The organism is Paenibacillus sp. NPDC056722 (assembly GCF_042790635.1).
GTDB lineage: Bacteria > Bacillota > Bacilli > Paenibacillales > Paenibacillaceae > Paenibacillus_AQ > Paenibacillus_AQ agri.
In genome coordinates this window covers 135,382-157,217 of the sequence record NZ_JBHTYV010000009.1, presented here as the reverse complement: position 1 = coordinate 157,217, position 21,836 = coordinate 135,382, and the positions used below count along the sequence as shown (strand labels likewise).

The following is a 21,836-nucleotide window of genomic DNA, read 5'->3' as shown; positions in this document are numbered from 1 at the left end:
AATTTAAATAAAAAAGAGACAAAAACCGCGTAGCATCAAGCTTTCGCGATTTTTGTCGAATGGGATAATTATTTTGCAGAATGCTTGAAACCTAACTTTTAAAAAGATCCTTCTTAGGTTATTATTAATCACAAAATATGGATCTATATTATTGTCCGTATAATATTCCAATTTAATTTAGGAAGTGTTGTATGAATAGTAGACTACAGTCTGACTGTGAACATTGTTTTGGGTTATGTTGTGTGGCTTTGCCGTATGCCAAATCAGCAGATTTTGCTTTTGATAAAGATAGCGGAACACCTTGTCGTAATATGGGTTCAGATCATCGTTGCAGTATACATGAGCATTTGAGAGATCGCGGTTTTAACGGGTGTGTTGCTTATGAATGCTTTGGTGCAGGACAACAGGTCTCTCAAGAGATCTTCAAGGGAGCGAATTGGAGAGAGAATCCGGAGTCGTCGAAGGCAATGTTTGCAGTATTTCCTATCGTCCAACAATTGCATGAGATGCTTTTCTACTTAAATCAAGCACTAGAACTGGAAGAAACCCGCTCCATCCGAAATGAACTGCAAAACGCATTTAATTCTATAGAGTCCCTAACCAATCTTGATCCCGAAGATATTCTCAAATTAGACATACCTGCTCATCGAGAAACTGTAAATCAGTTATTACTTGCCACAAGCGAATTTATTCGAAAGGACTATATTCAAAGTCAGAAGAAAAACAAGTTGCGTAAGGATTTTTTAGGTGCAAATTTAAGAAGTGCCAACCTGCGAGGGTCGAATTTTAGAGGGGCATTGCTAATCGCAGCCAATTTACGGGATGCCGACTTGCAAAAGGTAGATTTTATTGGTGCGGACTTAAGAGATGCTGAATTATCTGGCGCTAATCTCACGGGAAGTATTTTTCTGACACAAGCTCAAGTTAACTCGGCAAAAGGGAATAAACATACCCGGTTACCTCATTACTTAAACATGCCTGCCCATTGGATATCTTCTTGATGAAAATTAAAAGCCCCCACCTATCGGCGAGAGCATAACGCAGCCTCCTTTGTGAGGATTGCCTTCATCTAAAATTCAAGTTTTTATTATCATATATTCTGATAACTTTATCTTGAAAAAACTGCAGCTTGGCTTCAAAGCAGTCTCTATTACGCTCAAAATCCCTCGTCCATTTATACATCATTTTTAACATAGTAAGATCAGGTTTATAATGACATTTTTCTAAACCGAGATTTTGCTTAAGGAAGCGGACGAATATTCGGATTCTGCGCTTCCATAGCGGTGTATCCAGAAATATAATGGTATCTGCCATCTCATATAGACATTGATAGGATTCGCGATCCGTTCCTTCGAATATCCAATGTCCATCCTTATCAATATCCATGATCACTTCAAGCTGCTGATGTGCTGTACGTTTAATTCGCCCCTCTGCCGTCTGATGATGAACAATAGAATCCAGCTCATACCAAGGAATATTTATTTTTTCAGATAATTGCTTGGCTAATGTAGTTTTACCACTAGCTACAATCCCAATGATTAGAACCTTTTTCATAGGGTCTCCTTAGATTGTCATTGCTAAATAGTCCTCTTTTAAAATACTATAGATGTCCAAATCCACAATCCCTTTCCCCGCCCACAGGCTTGCCTGTCTAAGCGTACCCTCTTTCAAGAAGCCATTCTTCACCAAGACCTTCTTGGATGAATCATTTCGGGGCATCACTTCTGCCTGAATTCTGTTAACTTTGACATCGACAAACAGGAAATGAAGCAATATTTTCACAGCAGCACTGGCAATACCCTTGCCCCAATGGGCCTCATCCAAAAAGTAACCAATCGTCACCATATTCACCTTCTGATTAAAATCGAAGGCTTCAATAATTCCCAGCAAGCGCTCAGGTTCCGCATTAGCGAAGACCCCCCACTTGATCTTTGATCGCTTGTGAAAATCTCTGGAAAAATGCCCGATTATGTTGCTCACCGTGTTTTTGTTATGCTTGGGGAGGATGCCGCAGTATTCAAACACCTTATCATTGCTGTAGATTCCAAAAACATCGTCCACGTGGACATCTTCTATCTTTTTTAATATCAATTCATCGGACCTAAGCACGGGAAACTGCCCAAAAAACGCCTCAAGGTTCATTCCGTCACCCCTTTCAATTTTTCTGTGTAAGATGAATTTAAGATATGGACGTAAGGCTCCATCGTCACTACGGTGGAATGTTTGGACTTTCGGTCGTTGTTGTTCCCAGATTTCTTCTTTAATAACCGCTTTTAGCGGTTGAAATCTGAGAAGAGCCTATGCTTCCGATGCGAGCTTTCCTATGGAAAGCTTTTAGACGAATGCTGCGCTCCTACAGTTCCAAACCCTCCCCCTTCGTTCCTTTTCGCTTTTCCTTAATATCTTTTTTTCATCTAAGTAGAAAAATCACTAAACTTCCGTTCTTTCAGAAACGGGTTGTTATGAATCAGCTGCTTGACCCGTTCAGCCGTTCCGCTCCTCTTGGGAACTCCATTCCTTCTACTGAGCAATATCCAGCGTAGACAAGCCAGCGCTTCAAAGGCCTCCAGTTCTTCGCTAGGAATAGCCTTATCGGATAGATAAGCTGAACGAAACGCCTCAGCACGGGACTGCAACAAGTAGATTTTCTGCAGAATATAAGTCCATGCAAAATCATACCTAGGGTCCCCAAATTGTCCATTCGTCCAGTCAATGACGGTATATCGTCCGTTGTTCTCCAGGATATTATTAGAATGAAAATCACCATGTATAATCTGATCCTGCTTCATGTGGGTCAATGGAATGAGGGAAACTGCCGTGTCATAGAGATCTGGGAATTCACTGGCCCCGGGGAAAAAATAATTGAGAAAATCATACTTAGGAATAAGACCCGCTGCCTCTCCCAGCTTGGAAACATCGACTTCGTGCAACCTGGATAATAATCCAGCCACCTCAGTTGTAGTCTTGTCATTCACTTTTTCAATAGGTGTCCCATCAAAGGTCGTTAACAACACCTGATCCCCAGCGGAATCGATGCCCCAACCTATCGGCCTGGAAACAGCGATTCCCCGTTCATGAAGGATTTTAAGCAAATGGTACTGAGCACCTACATCCGGTTTGGACTCCTTGCTCCATATTTTCAAGACGAACCGCTCTTGATCACTATGTATCTGTAGAACCTCGGCTTCAAACCCCTGATTCAAAGGCTGCGCGCTAAGTGTCTCTGCTCTTTCCAAGAGCGCGGCCAGCGCGGCCTCTTTTTCAATCCAATTCACAGTAGTAATCACGTTCCCCAATAATGATCCTCCTTTTGCTCATCTTTTTATTTCATTTGTGCTTTATCGGAACGTATAATTCAACCTTAACTTTCCCTTCCGAGTCCTGCGCAGGATCATTCAGACAGAACTCCAGGCAGGGGCGATCGTCGACCTCATACTGGCTATCAGGCAACCAGAGGCTAAACACATTTTGATAAGCCAGCACAAACTTTTCTACAGTATCGTAGTAGGGATATACCGCATACAGTCCACCAGATAACGTCTGGAATTGGATGTGCAGGGCATGTCCGTGCTGCTGAAATCCACTGGGCAATGAGACACAGGCATCGTACCGGCAGGCCATTTCATCTATGAAAATCGAGTCATCTAAAGATATGCCGATAAAAGAGTGCTGTCCTGGTGCCAGTCCTTGCTCACTCGCCCATTGCCCCAGCTTATCCCATGCATCCCGCGTATCCAGATAGCTCCCGACATGTCTAACATACGCCACTTCATACCCCGGCAATTCCCGAGTAGTGATCATGTTATCCCAAACCCTCTTGAGTAGTTGATTACCAGTGCTATGGTTATTGTATCTTTCCACAGGGGGTAATTCTGCTTGCTTATTGCTAAAGATTGCTGAATAATTGCTATTCTTCCTGGCACGGCTACGAACTTCGCTTGGCGTTTGCCCATAATGTCTTTTGAAGAGCGCATTGAACGTCGATACTGACTCAAAACCACACTGAATTGAGATTTCCAGAATCGTCTTATGGCTGCCCTCAGCCAGCAGCCGAACAGCTTTATGTAAGCGTTCTCTATTCACAAATGCCACCGGAGTCATACCGATTTTGGCTGTAAATATTCTCGAAAAATGATACTTCGACAAATGTGAAACACCCGCCAATAGCTCCAAGTTGAGCTTCTTATGGCTGTTCTCCTTGATATATTGAACGACATGGTCCATTCTCTCTTGCTCATTATCCCTCATACGATTAGTTCGGAGCTCTGCGCTCTCTTTACTCTCATAATGGCCTCACTTCTCCTTTTTTGCTTCATCGTATTTACAATATACAAAATAGCCCTTGCCCCACAGCTTATGCGCAGGTAAGAGCTAGCTTGCACTGCAGCGAATAAAAGTCACTCTGTGCCTGTTATCTAAAATATTGCGATACGATCCCCGCCAACACTTGCTTATATTCATCTATCTCATACGAAGAGTTATTCACCTTGTACTTGGCGATAGGTAATCTATTAAATATATCTTCTTCCCATTCACGTCTTGCCTTTAGAACCTGGAGTGTTCCTTGCAATTCCTTACACCCATTCTTCAGCCCAAAACCTTGGTTTGTATAATATTCAATAAATCCTTCTGACCATTCTATCGGTCTTTCCTGAACAGCTTTACGGAACGCATGCTCCAGGTCATCCTGCTCCACGTAAATCAGCAATGGATTCAGACGCTCTACAGTGGCACTCAGTTCCGTAACATAACTTATAACATCTTCTTTCTCAGCACCATACTTAATCATCCCCATCGTCACAGGGTTTTGAATAAAACAACAATCAAACACAAAGGTCTCCGAGCCAGTCAGAACATTTTCCACAAAAGACTTCCATCGCTTTGTAATCAGCTTCTTATGTGGTTCCAGCGGTAATTCGTACACATCATTTCGGAACACGATGTTCAATAACTCGTCAGGGAAGTCAGCTCCGTATGTATTCTTTAACTTGCGATATTCCAGGAAAACACCACCGTCACCCTGTTGAATCCCATGACGGCTCAATAACGCTCTATACTCTTCATTGGTGCTCAATAATTCATCCCATTGGTTATTCTCAAAGAAGGCCACGCCATCGTAATCTGCCGGATGGTCCAAATCCCCCTCCAAAAAAAGCTGAGACTTCACATTCATCTCCGTAACAATTTCATGAACGAGCCTAGCCGTTGTTGTTTTCCCGGAGCCGGGTAAACCTTCAATGAGGACTACTTTGGGTTTCATAGAATTACCTCCTCGCACTCTTACTTTGTATTTATAATCATCAGACAATAGCTGAGAGTTTCTCAGCAGTCTGCACAATATGGCCATAGGAATCTTTGAGTTGGTTAATTGAGTCTGAATTGTTCTCTATCTTCTCAGTCACATTATTTACCATATTCATCATAACAGATAATGACTTTAGAATTTCATCGAGTTGATTAGAAATTTCGTTCGCTGAATTTTTGCTGGTATTCGCCATCTTGCGAACTTCCTCAGCAATTACAGCAAAACCACGCCCATATTCATTCGCCCGGGCCGCCTCAATAGCCGCATTCAGCCCCAGCATATGCGATTGAGTGGCGATCTCTTTGACTAAAGAAGCTACAGAGCTTATCGTTTCCACGTTGGTTTTCACAACTTGTGACTCTTTATTAAGGATTTCAATATCATTAACAATGCCTTGTGAAGCATGATGCACTTCGTTCGTCCGTGCAGTCATTGCCGTAACAACCGACATAAATTCATTCGAACTATCCACCAGCACCTGTTGGCGGGCCGTGATATCTGTAGCAATTTTGACCACATTTTGCACGTGTCCTTCTGCATCTAACACCGGTGTGTAAAAAGCCTCCAGCCAGAGCACTCTTCCACTTCGTGTAACCCGTTGTACCTTGTCATGAAAGGCTACTCCATTGCGTAGATTATCCCAAAAGTCTGCATATTCCCGGCTCTTTGCAAATTCAGAAGGACAAAAACTACTATGCTGCATCCCTGGCAAAGCATCCACTGTGTGTTCCATTACTTCTGCGAAAATAGGGTTCGCCCATAGCACTTTCCCGTAGGTATCAAAAGCAATCATCGCAAGTGATTGTTCCATAGCTGTAAACATGATTCCTTGATCAACACTCATCGCTATTTCCCCCAGTTAATTGTTGTAATCTGGATTACAAGATCATTATATACAATCCCAATATTGCCCATAAAGCCGAATATAGAACAAATTTTATTAATAATATATTTATATATTATCGGTACAATATGGAGGTAAATACAGGGAGTACAGACCTAGATAGACTCTTTTTTTATTCAAATCGCATAACAGCATTTTGGTGGGAGAACATTGAGAAGCGTACATTATACGCAAAAGAGTGCCTGACCCCATGACAGGTCCAGACACTCTCAACTTTTATAGATCTCATGCTCACTGATTTTAAAACACACATTCAGTTGCGATCAATGGACGCTTAAGTAGCTCCCAACCAGTCTTGGCGGAAATAAAACCAGCAAGCTCCGAGCCCATTCGATAATGCGTTTGATAGCCTGGATGGTATCGGCCGCCCCAACCTTCTATCTCTGGATGAATCAGACCTAGATCGACCACAAGCACTTTCGCATTTCCTTTTTGCTTGAAATAGGATACCACCTTATTCACACTGGCCAGATAGTTATTATTCATCGTTCCAACACAGCAAAAGATATAGGGATCTTTATATTTTTCCAGAATAGCCTGTATGAATTCAATATAAGCCGCAATATACTCCTCGTCATCAATTGGCGTCGAATAATCATTCTGTCCCAAATTAATGACAACTCCATCAGGAGTATACTGATTGAAATCCCATGGCTCTGTCCCTTTGCCCAGCGTTCCATAAAAATGTTCCGGCAATCTTTGATTGCCTCCTATCGCGTCCTGCCAAACGCCGATTCCGCAAATGGCCATCGTGTGATATTCCGCATTCAACATTCTGGCGCTGATTCCGACATAGGACATGTATCCGTCATCAAGATGCGGAGCTTCAGCGAGCACATGCGGATGACCGATCCCTGCTCCATCGGTGATGGAATCCCCAAAGTATTCAAGGCGGACAGGCTTTGCCGCTGGCGGGGCGAGGAAGGCTCCACCATCAGGCAGCGAAAAAGAATGGAACACAATACTTCCGGTTAGAATACCCGTTCGCTTGTGGATTTCTAACGTGTGCTCACCCTCAGATAGCCCCTGTTCAATTACGTACTCATGTGTCCCCTGCTTCAGATTGATCCAATTGCGAGCGACACCGTCTACTACGATTTCAACGTAATCCTGACCACCGGAACCCTCAGCCGTCATAGAGATGGCCGTACCACGGAAGGTAAGAAAAACAGCGCTGTTTACCCATCCGCATTTCGGAGACTCTTTCTCGGTTAGATCAAATCTCCCCATCAGTCTGGTATATTTGCTAAAGCTAAATACCAAAGTAATTCCCCCTCCAGCTTCACGTAAACTTCTGAAACCACGTTTGAAAAAAACATAATAAAGTATACTTTATTAATTTATAAATCTATAATTATGATATCATCACATATAAATCAAGTCAATTATAAAGGTAATATCAGAAGAAAATCTATACTGTTTATTACGCATATCAAGAGTAATAGTTTGATTTTAATAAAATAATAAAGTATACTTTTATGAAAAGAATAAGAGATGTCTGATTTATATCACCAGACTGTAATAGAGGAGAATTATTGTGAACGAACCGAAGTACGAGACGGTTAAACAAGCACTGCTGCATCAGATTCAAGCTGGCAAGCTTCGTCCTGGCGATAAACTACCCACTGAAGAAGATCTTATGAAGCAATTTCATGTAAGCGGAATAACGGTACGAAAAGCGATGACAGAACTAGCAAACGAGGGCACAATCACCCGAATTAAAAGGAAGGGCTCTTTTGTAAATGGAGTTCAAGCAGCGGACAATTCGAGTCATTTGATCGCATTCATTTTATCGGCAGAGGATAATTTCGATGTGTCGTATATGAAAATCATCAAAGGCGCCCAACAAGTGGCCGCCGACTTCAATTACTCCTTAATCGTGGAATGGAGTAACGAAAACTTGGCCGTTGAACAAGCATCCATTCAGAAAATGCTAGACCGGAAAGTCGACGGAATCTTGATCTATCCATTCGATCCAATCCAAAGCAAGGATAACTTCCTATTAATTGAACAGAACAATATCCCCTATCTGTTGGTTGATCGATATAACGTGGATCATCCATGCTATTTTTCCGGATGCAATAATTACGACGGGGCGATCTTGGCTACCCGGGAGCTGATCCGTCTGAAGCACACCAAAATAAAATTTGCCAGCTTTCAATTTTTCCTTCAATCCGAGCAGGAGCGGTTCGCAGGGTTTTCCAACGCCATGCGTCAGGCAGGGCTACCGGTAACCGATGATCATTTATTGACCCACATGGATTATGACCGACTAGCGGGCAGTATTTTGAAGCGGGATATCACTGCTTTGTTTTGCTCCAATGACAAGCTTGCCATTGAAATGATCGAGCTACTGACCAACCGCGGCGTCAACATCCCCCAGGATGTATCCATTATGGGATTCGATGATTGGGACCATTCTAGTAACCTGTCGCTCGGATTGTCTACCGTTCGGCAGAACTTCGAGGAAATCGGCAGAAATGCTGCGAATTTACTGAATCAGGTTATTCAAGGCAAAACTTATGGAGGCAATTCGAAAATATTATCTGGTGTTTCTTTGGTGCTCCGGGAGTCTACATGTGAGAACCCTTACGCATAATGTTTACTCAATTTCATCATTGAAAGGAAGTAAGACTTTATGAAATTCGACTTTTTGAATTTGAGTTTGAGACACGGACTTTTTCATCAAGAGCAGGATGGCATCTCCTGTTTTCTTCCTGGAAGTGCGATAACCGTGCGCTTTCAAGGGCGGGAAATTTATGCCGAAATCGAGGATATCAACGGTGAGGGAAAAAGCTGGGTAAACGTCTATATCGACGATCTTCCGGTACGGGTAGTGAGAATAGATCCGGAAAAAAGGCTGTACCAGCTTGCGGATGACCTTGAGGACGTGCCTCATACGCTAACCCTGCAAAAACGTACGGAAGCGGCATTTGGCAGCATTAAATTTACCGATTTGAAGACAGAAAACGGAACTTTTCTGAGCCCGCCATCCCCTCTTCCCCATCGGCTGCTCATCATCGGCGATTCGATCACATGCGGCTTTGGCAACGAGGCTCAGATCCCCTGTGATTGCGACGCTTCGCGCGAAAATATCGCACTTGCTTACAGCTCGCTAACAGGTCAACTTTTGAATGCCGAAACTTTGATTGTCGGTGCGTCTGGCACTGGCTGTTATCAGAATTTCGGCGGTGGCAAGGAAGGGCGCATGTCGGATTATTTTATGGAAACCATCTGTCCTTATCTTGATCAAGAAGCAATGGATCTCTTTGACCCTGAATTTATTGTCATTAATCTCGGGACTAATGATTGGTCCGCGCCCATCCAGCCTTCGGATTATATAGAACAGTATCGCAAATTGACGAATTTCATTCGCGGAAGATATCCGTCTGCTGAATTATTCTGTGCAATCGGTCCGATGACCCTTGATCCTGGTCCCTATCTAAAGGCTCTAGTAAACAGTCTCAACGAAGAAGGCGATGCTCACATTCATTTTGTGGAATTTCCGCTCATTCAACGGCTGGAAGAAGGCATGGGGGGCAGTGGACACCCTTCCATCAAGAAGCATCAGCAAATGGCCGAGAAATTAGCCGGGACGATCCGCCAAGTTTGTTCCCTGTCCAATCCATCATTTTCAGTCAGTCGTTAACATATAACAACCCGCAAAAAAGGACCGATTCAAAAGAATCAGTCCTTTTTTTTTGCTAAATCGTTGTTCAGATGAGCAACTACACTTTTATTTGGCCAAGAAGGCGTCGACCTGGCTCTGCAGCTCATTCTGAATTTTCTTGAGCACCGCTTCGCCTTCCCCTTTAAACTTGGCAAAATAGTCGTCCGGTTCAAGCGCACCATTAAATAATCCGCTATAATACTTTGCTTGAATGGTCGAGAACTGGGCTACTTCGTTCTTCACTGGCGTCGGATCGAAGGTAAAGCCGGTCATAACGTCCTTCGTGAAATTGTCAGCTTTCGTAATAAATTGGCTGTACTCTTGAGTCTCAGCGTCCGTGCCGACCCACTCCCGTTCTAATGTCGGGTTCAGGATGAGCTGAAACGAGACGATGCCGCCATCATTGTTCAGTGTTTCGTATTGATGCTCGCCGACTGGTTTCCAGTTCACACCTTCAATACCATGCTCTAGCAGATCATAATTCTCCTGCCGGTTCGCCCAATCGAGAAACATCATCGCACGGTCTTTATGTTTGCTTGTCTTTACAATACTAATGAAATTATCCATCTTAAAGTTGGAAAGATTCTTGCCAGCGGTCATATCAAACAGACGAACGGCCTCCAGCTCTCCATTAGGTACAACCTGCTTCAACTGGTCGTTGTATGATTTCGGAACGCCAAAGACCATTTGCGGCGTGGCGGCGACTTTGTTCTGGAGCTGCATTTCTCCGGGTCCGCTTTTATTCGTCAGCACGTCCTGAGACATGACTTTGTCAACGAACAGCTTGCGGACATCCTGAATATTGGACCAGATCTTAGGTTCCTTGGTTTCAAAGAAATTGTAGACCTGCCCGTCGTTCCCCTTGTAATACAGCATCAGGCTGGCTCCTGCAAAATTCGTAGGGCGAATGTTGACGCTGGTATCGTCCCGGATCAGCCAGTTGACCCAACTGTAGGTGACGTCGTCTGCGCCTGCGAGAAGCGGAGTGATACCGGAGTTGCTGTCACGAACGGCGTAGAGATATGCTTTCAGATCCTCATACGTCTTCACGGGCGGCAGGTTCAACTGTTCCCTTAAGTCCTTTCGAATGAAGACCGATCTCTGCTGGGTATAGGCGCTTCCCAAGGGAACGCCGTAGATGTTGCCGTTAATTTTGTTTGCATCCCACATTTGTTGCGGTCTTGTCTTCTTCACATTAGGACCGTATTTATCCAGAAGTTCGCTTAATTCCTCATAATAGCCCTGAGCAGCCATCGTCTCCAGATGCAGCCACGGGGCATCAAAAATCAAATCCACCTTCTCCCCCGAAGCCAGCATTACGTTGGTCTTCTGACTTAGATCGGCAAAGTCGATGACTGTAAATTTAACCTGAGTATTGATCTCGGCTTGTAGCCTCTTGTTAACCTCTGCCAGCACCTCGTTGAAGTTAGCCCCCTTCGCGCCTGGAATAACAACCTCCAACGTAACCGGTTCAAGGGATGCACCGCCATTTCCTGCAGAATCGCTAGGAGCAGAAGCATCTCCACCAGCGCCGGAGCACCCGGATAAAGTGACTGCTACTCCGAGCAGCGCAACCACCAAGAAATTGCGTTTTAATTTGGCCATATAAATTACTCCCTTCAAATAGTCATCTTATTAAGCGGCCGACCAGTCAATAACGATACATGCAGCAATGCGTATCAGGCCTTATTCAACCTTTCACCGAGCCGAGGGTCAGACCTTTGACAAAATATTTCTGGACCATCGGATATACCAATATAATTGGGCCGATCGTCAGGCATATCGTGGCCAGCTTGACCCCTTCCGCCGGCGGCAGTGTCAGCACATTACCGTGATTAAGCGACGTGAGCTGCATCTGTGACATAAGCTGCCGAAGAAGCAGCTGGAGCGGGTACATATCACTGTTATCAATAAAAAGAAGCGACAGCCACCAATCATTCCAATATTGCAGCGCATAGAACAAGCTGATCGTCGCGATAACCGGCGTTGAGATTGGCCGGATAATTTTGAAGAAGATTGTCCACTCTCCAGCACCGTCAATGTTAGCCGACTCGTTCAGCTCATACGGCAGAGAGCGATAGAAAGAGACTAAGATAAATGCAAAGAACGGATTCATGACATAGGGGAGCACAAGCGCCCATAGTGAATCTTTCAGATGCAGCCATTGAACGACCAGAAGATAGAAGCCGACGAGCCCCGAGCCGAATACCATCGGCACGTAGGTCATGAACGAGAGAAAGCCGCCGTATCGGTTCTTCGGATGGGCCAGCACGTAAGCAAACAACATGGTGACAACGAGACCAATAACCGTTCCGATAGCGGTTACAGCAATGGTGACACTATAGCTGGTAAACATTTGCTTACCTTGAAGGAGAAAGCGATACGACTCCAACGTGAACTCTTGTGGCCATATCGAGTATCCGTAGAGCGCCAAGCTTCGGGTGGTGGCGAACGAATTGATGACCATTAGCCAGAACGGAAGCAAACAAGCCAGCGCAAACAGCACCAGAAACAGCCCGAACAACAGCATTACCATTTTATCGGAGAAACCGCCTTTCTGGCGGATTTGTGCGGGCGGGATCAGAGCAACTGGACGATTCATAGGATATTCACCTCCCTTTACATTCCCTGAATTTAAAATAACCTGGAGTCCTTATCGATTTTCCGAACCAGTGCATTAAACGAAACAACAGCGATAAGTCCCATAATAGACTGATAGAATACGATAGCAGATGACATGCTAAAATTGCCAAGCTGCCTTAACGCCCGATATGAATATGTATCGATGACATCGGTCGTTGGGAATAGAATCCCGTTATCTCCGATAATTCCGTAGATCATCCCGAAATCTCCGTAGAAGATTCGCCCAACACCCAAAAGTACGAGAATGATGATTTGCGGCTTCAGCAACGGTAGTGTAATGAATCTCATCTGCTGCAGCCTGGTAGCTCCGTCCAAGCGTGCGCTCTCATAATAATCGGCGGAGAAACCGGTAATGGCAGCAAGCAGGATGATAGAGAAATAACCAGCGCTCTTCCAGATCCGTGTTAAGGTTAGAATAATTGGCCATACCCATGGGGTTTGGAACCAATCGACGGTATGAAGTCCACTCCTATCCAGAACACGGTTAATCAGACCGTCCGTGTTGTTGAAGAGAATGAATGCCATGTAGCCTACGACGACCCATGAAATAAAATAAGGCAGGAAGACGGCCGATTGGATCGTACGCTTAAACCATTTCAAGCGGATCTCATTCAAGAAAAGCGCGAGAATAAGTGCAAAGAACATCTCGGAAATGATGAACAGCGCATTTAAATAAACGGTATTGACCGTAACTTGAACCCAATCCTGATTGGAGAAAAAGAAGCGAAAGTTGTCCAGTCCCACCCAATCACTACCCCATATGCCCTTGCTGATCTGGAAGTCCTTAAACGCCAGCAGGTGTCCGACCAGAGGAACGTAGGAGAAGACAACAAGAAAGATGATTCCTGGTATCGCCATCGAATACAAGTTCCGGTTCTTTAATAAATCCTGCAGCATTCTCAATGTTGTATCACTCCCTTCTATCTGGTCTGTGTGATGCGGTCATGTTCTGACAGTGTTTATTATGTGTGGATCGATGGTTCTGGAATAGTCCTCATTGTGTCACAGAGAGTACTAAACTTAAGGATTGCGCGGTAATTCAGTTTCCAGTATTATCTTAAATTGTAGTTTGTCAAAATCAGGACTTCACAGGAAGGTCAGGATATGGTTGAGTAAGGATGTCGCGGTTAGTTTCTCTATACGGGGCAGTTAAGGTATACCCTTAAACAGATAATCATTAAGCAAGGAGTTCTGGAATTATATGAAGTTCAAACCAATATTACAAAAGACATATTTTCGTACCTTTCTATTACTCACCACTGTTCTGATCTGTTCAATTATACCTTTCGTCTATTTGCTGTCTGCGGAATTCGCGAAATACACCATGCTGGAGGTACGCAGCAATTCGCAGAACGAAGTCAACAACCTGGCTTCAAAGACCGAAATGATTCTCGGTAATTTGAAAGCTTACGGGCTCAGCATGTACGCCGATCAGAACATTCAAAACTGGTTCTTCAATACAAGCAAAGACCCGCTCATCGACCATGCTGCACTCGTCGCCCAATCCAATTTCATGTCTACCGAATCACTCATACAGCGATCCTATCTGATTAATTTGAAGAACAATCTTGTCGTCGACTCCAAAGTCGGAATCATCCGTCATGATGCCTTTGCCGATCAGGGCATGCTGGAGCGGGTAAAATCATTCCAACGCCAATATTTGCGTTTCATTAATCATTCGCTGGATGGTTCAGACTGCCTCGCCCTTGTTTTGCCTGCAACTCCTGAGAAGCCGTCTGACTTCTATCTAGTGCTTCTGGTTGATAAACCACTCTTGTCGAAGCTTCTGTTCGGCCAAACCGCTTCTTCAGAGCAAGACATTCGGATTCTGAACGAGCAAGGACAGCTCCTATTAGGGACGCCCAATCCCGCTTTGACCGAACAGCTTTATCAAGCTGGGCGAGAGCAGCAAGGCAGCGATTTTCAGCTTCAGCTCCCACATCAGAGATGGTTCGTTAATACAGCTAAGCTGACAACCGAAAATTGGTCGGTATACTACTCCAACGAGTATCATACTTTAACTCGCCATATCACCTCATTTCAGCAAAAATTGATAGCGTATACATTGGTGCTATTGGGAATTCTATCAGGATTGTTCTTCTGGAGTTCGCGGCATTCCTTGCGTCCCATCACCTTTATGCTGGAAAAGATGAAGATGAAGGTGGCCATTGCAGACTCCACGGCTGATGCCAAGCCGGATATCCAATGGATCAACGACGGCATCGATATGCTGCTAAACAATGTGGAGCAGCTTCATGTATCCATGCGCAATCAATCCGAGCTCGTTCGGACGGAGTTTCTTGCCCAGTGGGTGCTGCACGGGACGCCGGGCACCAAGAGCTACGAATATATTCAGAACCGGACCAAGCTGACCTCCTGTAAAGTTCTGTTTTTGGCCGTCCTTCGGATCGAAGCTTATACAAGCTTTTGCGAACGTTACGATTTCCCTTCCCGGAAATTGATTAAGTACGCTATACGCAATATTAGTGAAGAAGTGATTGGCACCGGCGCTTATGCGGCCGAAGGCTTGGATATGGGGGGCGACCATCTCATCCTGATCATCGGCGCCCATGAGCTGGACGAGCTTGGACTACAACACCTTTTGGAAGAGACGCATACTCAGGTGGCGCGCATTCTGAGCGTCGATACCACCATCGCAGTTAGCAACGCCTATGATTTCGGCGCCAATATCCGAAACGTATATGATCATATCTACGAATTGACGATGCTGCGATTTCTTAACGGAGAAAAGCAAATTTTTCTGGAGAGTGATTATGAAGAGTTTATGGCCGGATATCCTTCAGCGTCCGAGGCGCTGGAGACGACCGAGATCATCAAGTCGATCCGCCGCGGCCGACCGGAAACCGCCGTCGTTCTGCTACGCCAGCAGATGAAGCACGTCCATGAGCTGCCTTATCGTGACTGGAAGCTTAACCTGACCTATTTTACCTACGATCTGCTCAAAAGCTTCAACAAATCCAGCGTCCTGCACGAAATTAGCAGCATCCATCAACTGCTGGAGCGGTACAGCACACTGTCCGAGTTTCAAGCTTGGCTGGAGAGTATCGTCACGATGCTCGCATCCGAGACCGAAACTCCGAAATCCTCAAACCGCAAGGAAGAAATGGTTCTGGAGATCAAAGAATACGTGGACAACCACTTGCAGGATGCACAATTATCGATCGAACAGGTAGCCGACAATTTTTCCTTCTCCGTGAGCTATATAAGGCAGTTATTCAAGGAGATTATGGTCATGTCATTGTCCGAATACATCCTTCAGGAACGAATCGAAAGAGTGAAAGAAAAACTGGTATCCAGCCAGCTCTCGGTGCTAGAGATCGCAGATCAATGCGGCTTCTTATCCAAAGGGCATTTCTTCTCCGCATTCAAGAAGTTCACGAATCTTACCCCGAAGCAGTATCGTGAAATCCACGGGGACGCCTCCGGATAGCAAAGCCCTTCCTGCTTGTCATGGAAAAGTGAAAGGTTACGAAGCTACCCGGCAGGACAGGCTCAAATCAAAGAGGACCTTTCCGGTCAAAGCCCACTGCGCTTTTCGGAAAGGTCCTTTTCGATAATAATTATGGTCTGACGCTCTATTTACCGGTCGTTCCTTGAACCGGCTCAATCCCTAGCTTCAGATTCACCAAATCGAGCTTATACATGACTTGATTGTAGTTATACCTTGAAGTAGGGACATGATCTGTGAACGTATTCGTATAAGTTCCTTCGAAGTAGATAATCCGGCCGCCATCCTTGCTGAAGTTTTTGTGCTGTGCCACATTATAAAAAGTATACCCGTTGTGCGTTACGATCTTTTTGGCAGTGCTCCAAGGGCCTTGAGGCGCAGGAGCTTCTGCGTACCAGATTTCACCCAGCAACGAAGTCTTGCCTTTCAACTGCTGCCCGATCATCACGTACCGCTGCCGGTAATCGTTCCATTCGATGGAGCTTGAGGCAATTTCAACATCTTCGCCGGTATCAGCATCTTTCAATTGATAATAGCGGGGATCACCACCTTGGATCAGCCCTAAATCGATCAGTTCCTTCTCTTGACTCTGGCTAAGCGGTGGAGTGTTCTTTTTCCAGCCCCATACGAGCTTGCCGTTCGCGTCTTGATCCAACGACGTTTGAGCTCCGTTGTATGTTGTTCCCAGCGTCAGGGGTGTAAACGATTCGTATTGGGTATAATCGATGATGGCGTCATAGCTGGCAGCAACGCGTAAATTCGGCATCCGGTGTTCCGTAAAGAGCCAGTAACCCAGCCCATTCTCCTCGTAATAGGTCGACTGACCGCCTGGATGGCGCCAATCGTCTTTGGAAGGGAACTGGACGACTTGCTCGAACTCCTTAGTATTGTCGTTAAAGACAAGAATACCGAAGGCACTGAGTGCAGGATTATGCGTGCTGTAGCCGGCGAGCAGGCGCTCACGTCCGGTGTTATCCTTGGCGGTCATTAATCCGAACACCCAAGCGATTCCGGCGCCGTCAGGTAGCTGCGGTACCAAGCTTTTGACGAAACCGTCGTCTTTCGTAAAATAGTTCAGATTCACACCAACATCCGGATCCAGCCCGCCGTGTTGCGGCAATTTAGAAGTCGCTCCCGTCACGCGGAAATTTCCCAGCGGATAAGCAGGCCTGTCCGTATCGCCCCAGAACCAGTACAGCCGATTGTTATACTTGATCATCTGCACAGAATCCTGCCCCATGACCAGACCGTTAATCAGCGGTTCCTGAATCGGCGCATTCAGACCAAGCATCACGCTGTCGCGATAGATGCCTTGGCCTGTAATCCGATACAGCCGTTCGGCGATATTAACCCGGTTCATCTCGATCGTAATGTTGCCCCCGGGTGAAATCTGTACGGCCTGTCCACGGTTGCCGAACATGTCTGCGGGGATATCGTAGCCGTCGCTCGACAGATGGAAGAAGACCGACTGATCCATGAGACCGGGCTCGTTGAAAGCCACGACACCGGCACTGTCTGTGTAGTACAGAATGTTATTCGTCGTCTTCAGCTCAACAAGGGGAATGCCCCGGCCTGTTTCGGCATCCACGATCTTGATCATGAATGGCTGATGGGTCTTTTTTATTGCGCTGTTCACATTCTGCTTGGCATTGCTCTCCCCCGCCTGCGCTGCGAACGTGGCACCAGGCGCCGTCATAACCATTAGCATGATGCTAGTCCATATCCCCGCTCTTTTCCACTGTTTCATTTCCATTTCGTTTACCTCCCGGCTTTTGTCGTATTACATAGCATGAAATCATTGTGCTACCGGTCACCACTTGTCCAAACGATAGTTCTTGCCTGAGACTACTCTTCAATTTCGCAGCAAGATGCAACATCAGGGGCCGACCGCTTCGTCGTTAAAGAGTTCCCTTCTAACCACCTCCTTTCAAAAGCTTAAAGGGTGATACAAAGATGTTACGGATCAAGATAGACAAGTAGATATTTTATGTAAGCGTATACATTATTCTTTGTGAGTAACATCCGCACAAGCTGCACGGATGTTTACATGAATCGAGCTATCCACCTCAAGGCAAAGATAAAGTAGCAATACTACCAAATAAGGCAACTGACATCACGAGCCGACACGCATGCGCGACCAATCAAAGCCGATCTCCTCCAGCAGTGCGCGTGCGATTAATAGATGACCGGTCAAGTTAGGATGCACCCGGTCGGACGCCAGCGCAGTAGGATGGACGTAGTCAAAATGACTGGCAAAAGCCGCCTGCGTATCAATAAACAACGCACCTGTACGCTCCGCAACCCTTCTGGCTGCAAGTCCGAACTCATCCATCCGGCTCCGCATGCGATCTTCGGCATTCGGCTCCAGATAGAACGGCGTCATGATCACGAGTCCTTGCAGGCCAGGGAGGGCCGAACGCACCAGCTCTTCCAGGGTCTGCTCATATTCTTCAAGATTCACATGTGATTCCGGTATCGCGGGTTGATCGAACTGCCGCCATACATCGTTGATGCCAATCATGACCGTTAGCCAATCCGGTTTCAGATCCAGTACGTCACTCTGCCATCTGGATTTCAAATCCCGAACCGTATTGCCGCCGATACCCATATTGGTCACACGAATGGAGAGCTCCGGATATGCCACCTGTAGCATTCCTTCCACAAGTGCGGCGTATCCTTTACCGACACCTTGGAACAACCCCTCTCCGTAAGGATATCTACGCTCACAATCCGTGATCGAATCGCCGATCAGGACCAGGCGTTGTCCTCCTTCTAGCTTCATCCTTCATTCCTCCCATTCAATTGGAGACGAATCGTTTTCACTTCGAACGGACGGAACTGCAGCAATACATCTCCGCCGCCCTCGTAAGGTATTTCCCCATTCTTCTCCTCCAGCATATTTGCCTCATGAACCGCCGCAACAGACAAACCGATATGAAGCTTACTAGCTACAGAGGCCCCTTTACTCTCATAAAGACGTACGATGAAGTCGCCTGATCCGTCTTCGGCAATTTTGACTGTCTCCGCGATCACATTGGCTTGATCGATACTGAGCAGCGATTGTCCCTCCTGGCTTCCTCCTGATGCGAGACTTACAGGATAGTTAAGCTCATAGGCTTCCTGCACAACAGGACTGTCCATGAACGCGCCGTTCCAGAACGTAAAACCATAGGTGAAATGGTGCTCCCCTTGATCGGATGTCTCATCCGGCCATGTCGGAGCCCGTAGCAGTGTTAGACTCATCGTGTTATCGTTGACCGATATGCCGTATTTGCAGTCGTTCAGCAATGCGAAGCCGCGATTTGCCTCTGCCAGCGCAGACCACTTGTGCTGAACCACTTCGTAACGATCCGCATCATGTGGACGCGAAGCATGATTTGGTCTCTTGGCGTAACCGAACTGAATTTCCTGCAACGACTCGTTCGTATGAACACGGACAGGGAAATCCACTTTTAGCAGCTTATTCTTCTCGCGCCAGTGAACTGTCGTATGGAATTCCACCCGGCGGCTGCCGGCACGTAGCCGGATATCCTGGATCATGGTCGAATGGTTCAATTCACGCTCAACCCGAATATTCGCGAAAAGCGGGCCGTTTGCGGTAACAGATACCTTGGCGGTTGCGTTCAGCTCGATGGGTGCCAAGCGGTAGCGCCGATCGATCTCCCAAGCATCAAAATCCGAATTCTGATCCCGATACATCCGCATGACATTGCAGTGATCCGCTGCCCATTCCATGCCGGTCTCCTTGTCAAAAATACGCGTAAACTCGCCCTGTTCGTTAATTTCAATTGAAATCCACTCGTTCTCCAAATGCGATTCTGTGGCAATGATTGTCGACGCAGCAGAAACATCCGCCACTTCAGATTCAACCTTGTAAGTCGACCAGCCCATCGAAGGAGCTTCAACCTCGGTATAGTGAACCCCTTCATGCAATTGCACCGGCAGAACCGTTCCGTTCTCGTCCGCGATCCCTTGGACGCCAGCTGGTAACGCGACCAGTTCCTTTCTTCGCCAGGAGAGCGAGTTAAAGACGGTAACGCGGGAGACATCGTCATCCGTGAGTGCATCTCTGGCGTCTGAAGCCATGTCATACACATTCTCATTCAATTTCTTCAGCTCAATCTGCGCCTCTTCATGAACACGATGGATCGATGAGCCCGGCAAAATATCGTGGAATTGATGCAGCAGCAGAATCTTCCATAGACGGTCCAGCTCCTCGTGAGGGTAGGTCCGGTTATTAAGTAATACCGCCGCAGTTTCCCAAAGCTCCAACTCGCGGAAACCGATTTCTGCCTTCCGGTTCAGCTTTTTAATGATTGCCTGTGTCGTATAAGTCCCGCGGTGAGCAGGATAATAGAGCTCTCCTACATATTTTGCATCCGGTATGCCCTTTTCGATCTGATCCTCAAAAAATTCAATCGGCGAGCCATGTTTCGTCTTGGGAACGCCCTCCAAATTACCGAGCCTACGCATAAACTCGATATCATCACGATTAGAACCTCCGCCTCCGTCTCCGTGTCCAAACTGGGTGAGCCGCGTAGAAATGCCTTCAAGCTGAACGCGATCGTTCCACTGATCGATTAAGAACGAAGGATTGATGCGAATCGGGTAGTAATCGCCATAGTTCATCAGATGCGTCAAAACTTGCGAACCGTCGATCCCCTCCCACATGAACGTATTGTGCGGGAACGGATCTGCTATATTATCGTAGGTACCGAACAATTTTGTAGACGCGAAATACTTGATCCCGCAACCCTGCATGATTTGCGGCAGGTTTCCGGCATAGCCGAATACGTCAGGCAGCCACAGCATCTCGTTGTCCACACCGAATTCTTCCTTGAAGAACCGCTTACCGTGCAACGCCTGGCGAATCAGGCTCTCGCCACTCGGTAAATTCGTATCGGGCTCCACCCACATCGAACCTTCGGGAATAATTTGGCCTTCCTTCACCGCTTGTTTGATGCGATCATACAGCTCCGGATACAATGTTTTGACGGTCTGGAACAAATACGGCTGACTCTGAGTGTAACGATACTCGGGATACTCGTTCATGAGCGCAAGCTGATTAGACATCGTCCGCGCAATCTTCCGCTCCGTCTCCGCAATCGGCCACAGCCAGGCGATATCCAAGTGGGACTGTCCCATAAGGTACAAGGTTGGTGCCGTTGAACCGTTCACGCAGGCCAAGAGCGGCTCCATAATTTTGCGGCACTGCTTTACGTTCTCTCCCAACAAGTCCTGACGCAGAGTCAGGTCGATTGTCGCAAACACCTGAGTCAGACCACGATCAATCTCCGCAACGCGGAGGGATTTGGGATCAAGATGATTGCGCAGATCGTACAAGCATTCCAAATCGATGAAAAATTGGTACACTTCCTCTTCAAAAATGCAGAGCTGCGAATTTCCAAATATCGGCCGGGAATCCGCATGACCAGCGTACGCTTCTGCAACAATTTCGAATTGTTCGCCTGTTTTCGCTGAACGGGTTAAAGTTAGGTAATGATGGTTAAGGTCCTTTGCGCCGCTCACGATGCCGTTAATATACACGGTCGCTTCCGATCCAAAGTCGAACATAGCCACAAGCCGTTTGCCGTTGGCCTCTTCAGGAACGACAACTGTCGAGCGGAACCAGCCGTATCCCCATTTTTCTCCCCAATGCTGGCCCGGGGTAATGCTTTGGAAAGGTTGTCCATCCATTTCATGAATGAACAGCTGGTCCTTTGTCATAAAACCGGAAAAATCGATTGAAGAGAGCTTTGTAATCATAAATTGATCTCTTTTATTTAGCAGCTTTTCAACATGGAATAAAATCTCTTTTTTCTCTTTCAAGGTTCTTCTCACATCC

Annotated in this window: 17 protein-coding genes; 4 read left to right on the top strand and 13 right to left on the bottom strand. The window is 46.3% G+C overall.

From position 1 onward, the window contains the following. The first annotated feature begins 191 nt into the window (after positions 1-191). A complete protein-coding gene (locus ACFRAM_RS20765; RefSeq protein ID WP_379467656.1) occupies positions 192-1,001 on the top strand; it encodes a pentapeptide repeat-containing protein in 810 nt (269 codons plus the stop codon). A gap of 64 nt (positions 1,002-1,065) precedes the next feature. Here the strand turns inward: ACFRAM_RS20765 and ACFRAM_RS20760 are convergent, their stop codons facing one another. The 7 genes from ACFRAM_RS20760 to ACFRAM_RS20730 all read right to left on the bottom strand — a co-directional run bounded on the left by ACFRAM_RS20760 (position 1,066) and on the right by ACFRAM_RS20730 (position 7,472). Then, positions 1,066-1,554 carry a P-loop NTPase family protein gene (locus ACFRAM_RS20760; RefSeq protein ID WP_379467654.1) on the bottom strand — a complete coding sequence of 163 codons (489 nt, stop codon included), beginning with the start codon at positions 1,552-1,554 and terminating at the stop codon, positions 1,066-1,068. Positions 1,555-1,563: 9 nt separating this feature from the next. Then, positions 1,564-2,142, bottom strand: a complete 579-nt coding sequence (locus tag ACFRAM_RS20755) for a GNAT family N-acetyltransferase (RefSeq protein ID WP_379467652.1) — start codon at positions 2,140-2,142, stop codon at positions 1,564-1,566. Between the two features lie 272 nt (positions 2,143-2,414). Further along, positions 2,415-3,287 carry a phosphotransferase gene (locus ACFRAM_RS20750; RefSeq protein ID WP_379467757.1) on the bottom strand — a complete coding sequence of 291 codons (873 nt, stop codon included), beginning with the start codon at positions 3,285-3,287 and terminating at the stop codon, positions 2,415-2,417. A gap of 40 nt (positions 3,288-3,327) precedes the next feature. Next, complete coding sequence (locus ACFRAM_RS20745) at positions 3,328-4,224, bottom strand: AraC family transcriptional regulator (RefSeq protein ID WP_379467650.1); 897 nt, start codon at positions 4,222-4,224, stop codon at positions 3,328-3,330. Between the two features lie 187 nt (positions 4,225-4,411). After that, positions 4,412-5,260, bottom strand: a complete 849-nt coding sequence (locus ACFRAM_RS20740) for a P-loop NTPase family protein (protein WP_379467648.1) — start codon at positions 5,258-5,260, stop codon at positions 4,412-4,414. Positions 5,261-5,300: 40 nt separating this feature from the next. Continuing rightward, positions 5,301-6,149, bottom strand: a complete 849-nt coding sequence (locus tag ACFRAM_RS20735) for a methyl-accepting chemotaxis protein (protein ID WP_379467645.1) — start codon at positions 6,147-6,149, stop codon at positions 5,301-5,303. Between the two features lie 300 nt (positions 6,150-6,449). Then, positions 6,450-7,472, bottom strand: a complete 1,023-nt coding sequence (locus ACFRAM_RS20730) for an SGNH/GDSL hydrolase family protein (protein ID WP_379467643.1) — start codon at positions 7,470-7,472, stop codon at positions 6,450-6,452. 274 nt (positions 7,473-7,746) lie between these two features. Here ACFRAM_RS20730 and ACFRAM_RS20725 point away from each other — a divergent pair, with 274 nt between their 5' ends. Continuing rightward, positions 7,747-8,808 (top strand): GntR family transcriptional regulator, encoded by a 1,062-nt coding sequence (locus ACFRAM_RS20725; RefSeq protein WP_379467641.1) that lies wholly within the window; start codon positions 7,747-7,749, stop codon positions 8,806-8,808. 39 nt (positions 8,809-8,847) lie between these two features. Further along, on the top strand, positions 8,848-9,858 hold the full coding sequence (locus tag ACFRAM_RS20720) for an SGNH/GDSL hydrolase family protein (protein WP_379467639.1): 1,011 nt from the start codon (positions 8,848-8,850) through the stop codon (positions 9,856-9,858). 87 nt (positions 9,859-9,945) lie between these two features. On the opposite strand, the gene ACFRAM_RS20715 is transcribed toward ACFRAM_RS20720, so the two are convergent. From ACFRAM_RS20715 to ACFRAM_RS20705, 3 genes are all read right to left on the bottom strand, one after another. Continuing rightward, positions 9,946-11,484, bottom strand: coding sequence for an extracellular solute-binding protein (locus ACFRAM_RS20715; RefSeq protein WP_379467637.1), 1,539 nt, complete (start codon positions 11,482-11,484; stop codon positions 9,946-9,948). 85 nt (positions 11,485-11,569) lie between these two features. Further along, entirely contained in the window at positions 11,570-12,481 is a 912-nt protein-coding gene (locus tag ACFRAM_RS20710) for a carbohydrate ABC transporter permease (RefSeq protein WP_379467635.1), read from the bottom strand. A 32-nt stretch (positions 12,482-12,513) separates the two neighbouring features. Further along, positions 12,514-13,419: an ABC transporter permease gene (locus ACFRAM_RS20705; RefSeq protein ID WP_379467755.1), complete on the bottom strand. Its 906-nt coding sequence runs from the start codon at positions 13,417-13,419 to the stop codon at positions 12,514-12,516. A 304-nt stretch (positions 13,420-13,723) separates the two neighbouring features. Here ACFRAM_RS20705 and ACFRAM_RS20700 point away from each other — a divergent pair, with 304 nt between their 5' ends. Further along, positions 13,724-15,973 carry a helix-turn-helix domain-containing protein gene (locus ACFRAM_RS20700; protein WP_379467631.1) on the top strand — a complete coding sequence of 750 codons (2,250 nt, stop codon included), beginning with the start codon at positions 13,724-13,726 and terminating at the stop codon, positions 15,971-15,973. A 145-nt stretch (positions 15,974-16,118) separates the two neighbouring features. On the opposite strand, the gene ACFRAM_RS20695 is transcribed toward ACFRAM_RS20700, so the two are convergent. The 3 genes from ACFRAM_RS20695 to ACFRAM_RS20685 form a co-directional block, all read right to left on the bottom strand. Next, entirely contained in the window at positions 16,119-17,744 is a 1,626-nt protein-coding gene (locus ACFRAM_RS20695; protein ID WP_379467629.1) for a hypothetical protein, read from the bottom strand. A 360-nt stretch (positions 17,745-18,104) separates the two neighbouring features. After that, the gene (locus ACFRAM_RS20690; RefSeq protein WP_379467627.1) at positions 18,105-18,773 is read right to left on the bottom strand and encodes an SGNH/GDSL hydrolase family protein; all 669 of its coding nucleotides are present in this window, start codon (positions 18,771-18,773) and stop codon (positions 18,105-18,107) included. After that, on the bottom strand, positions 18,770-21,757 hold the full coding sequence (locus tag ACFRAM_RS20685) for an alpha-mannosidase (protein WP_379467625.1): 2,988 nt from the start codon (positions 21,755-21,757) through the stop codon (positions 18,770-18,772). The genes ACFRAM_RS20690 and ACFRAM_RS20685 overlap by 4 nt, the downstream gene beginning before the upstream one ends. Positions 21,758-21,836 lie beyond the last annotated feature (79 nt).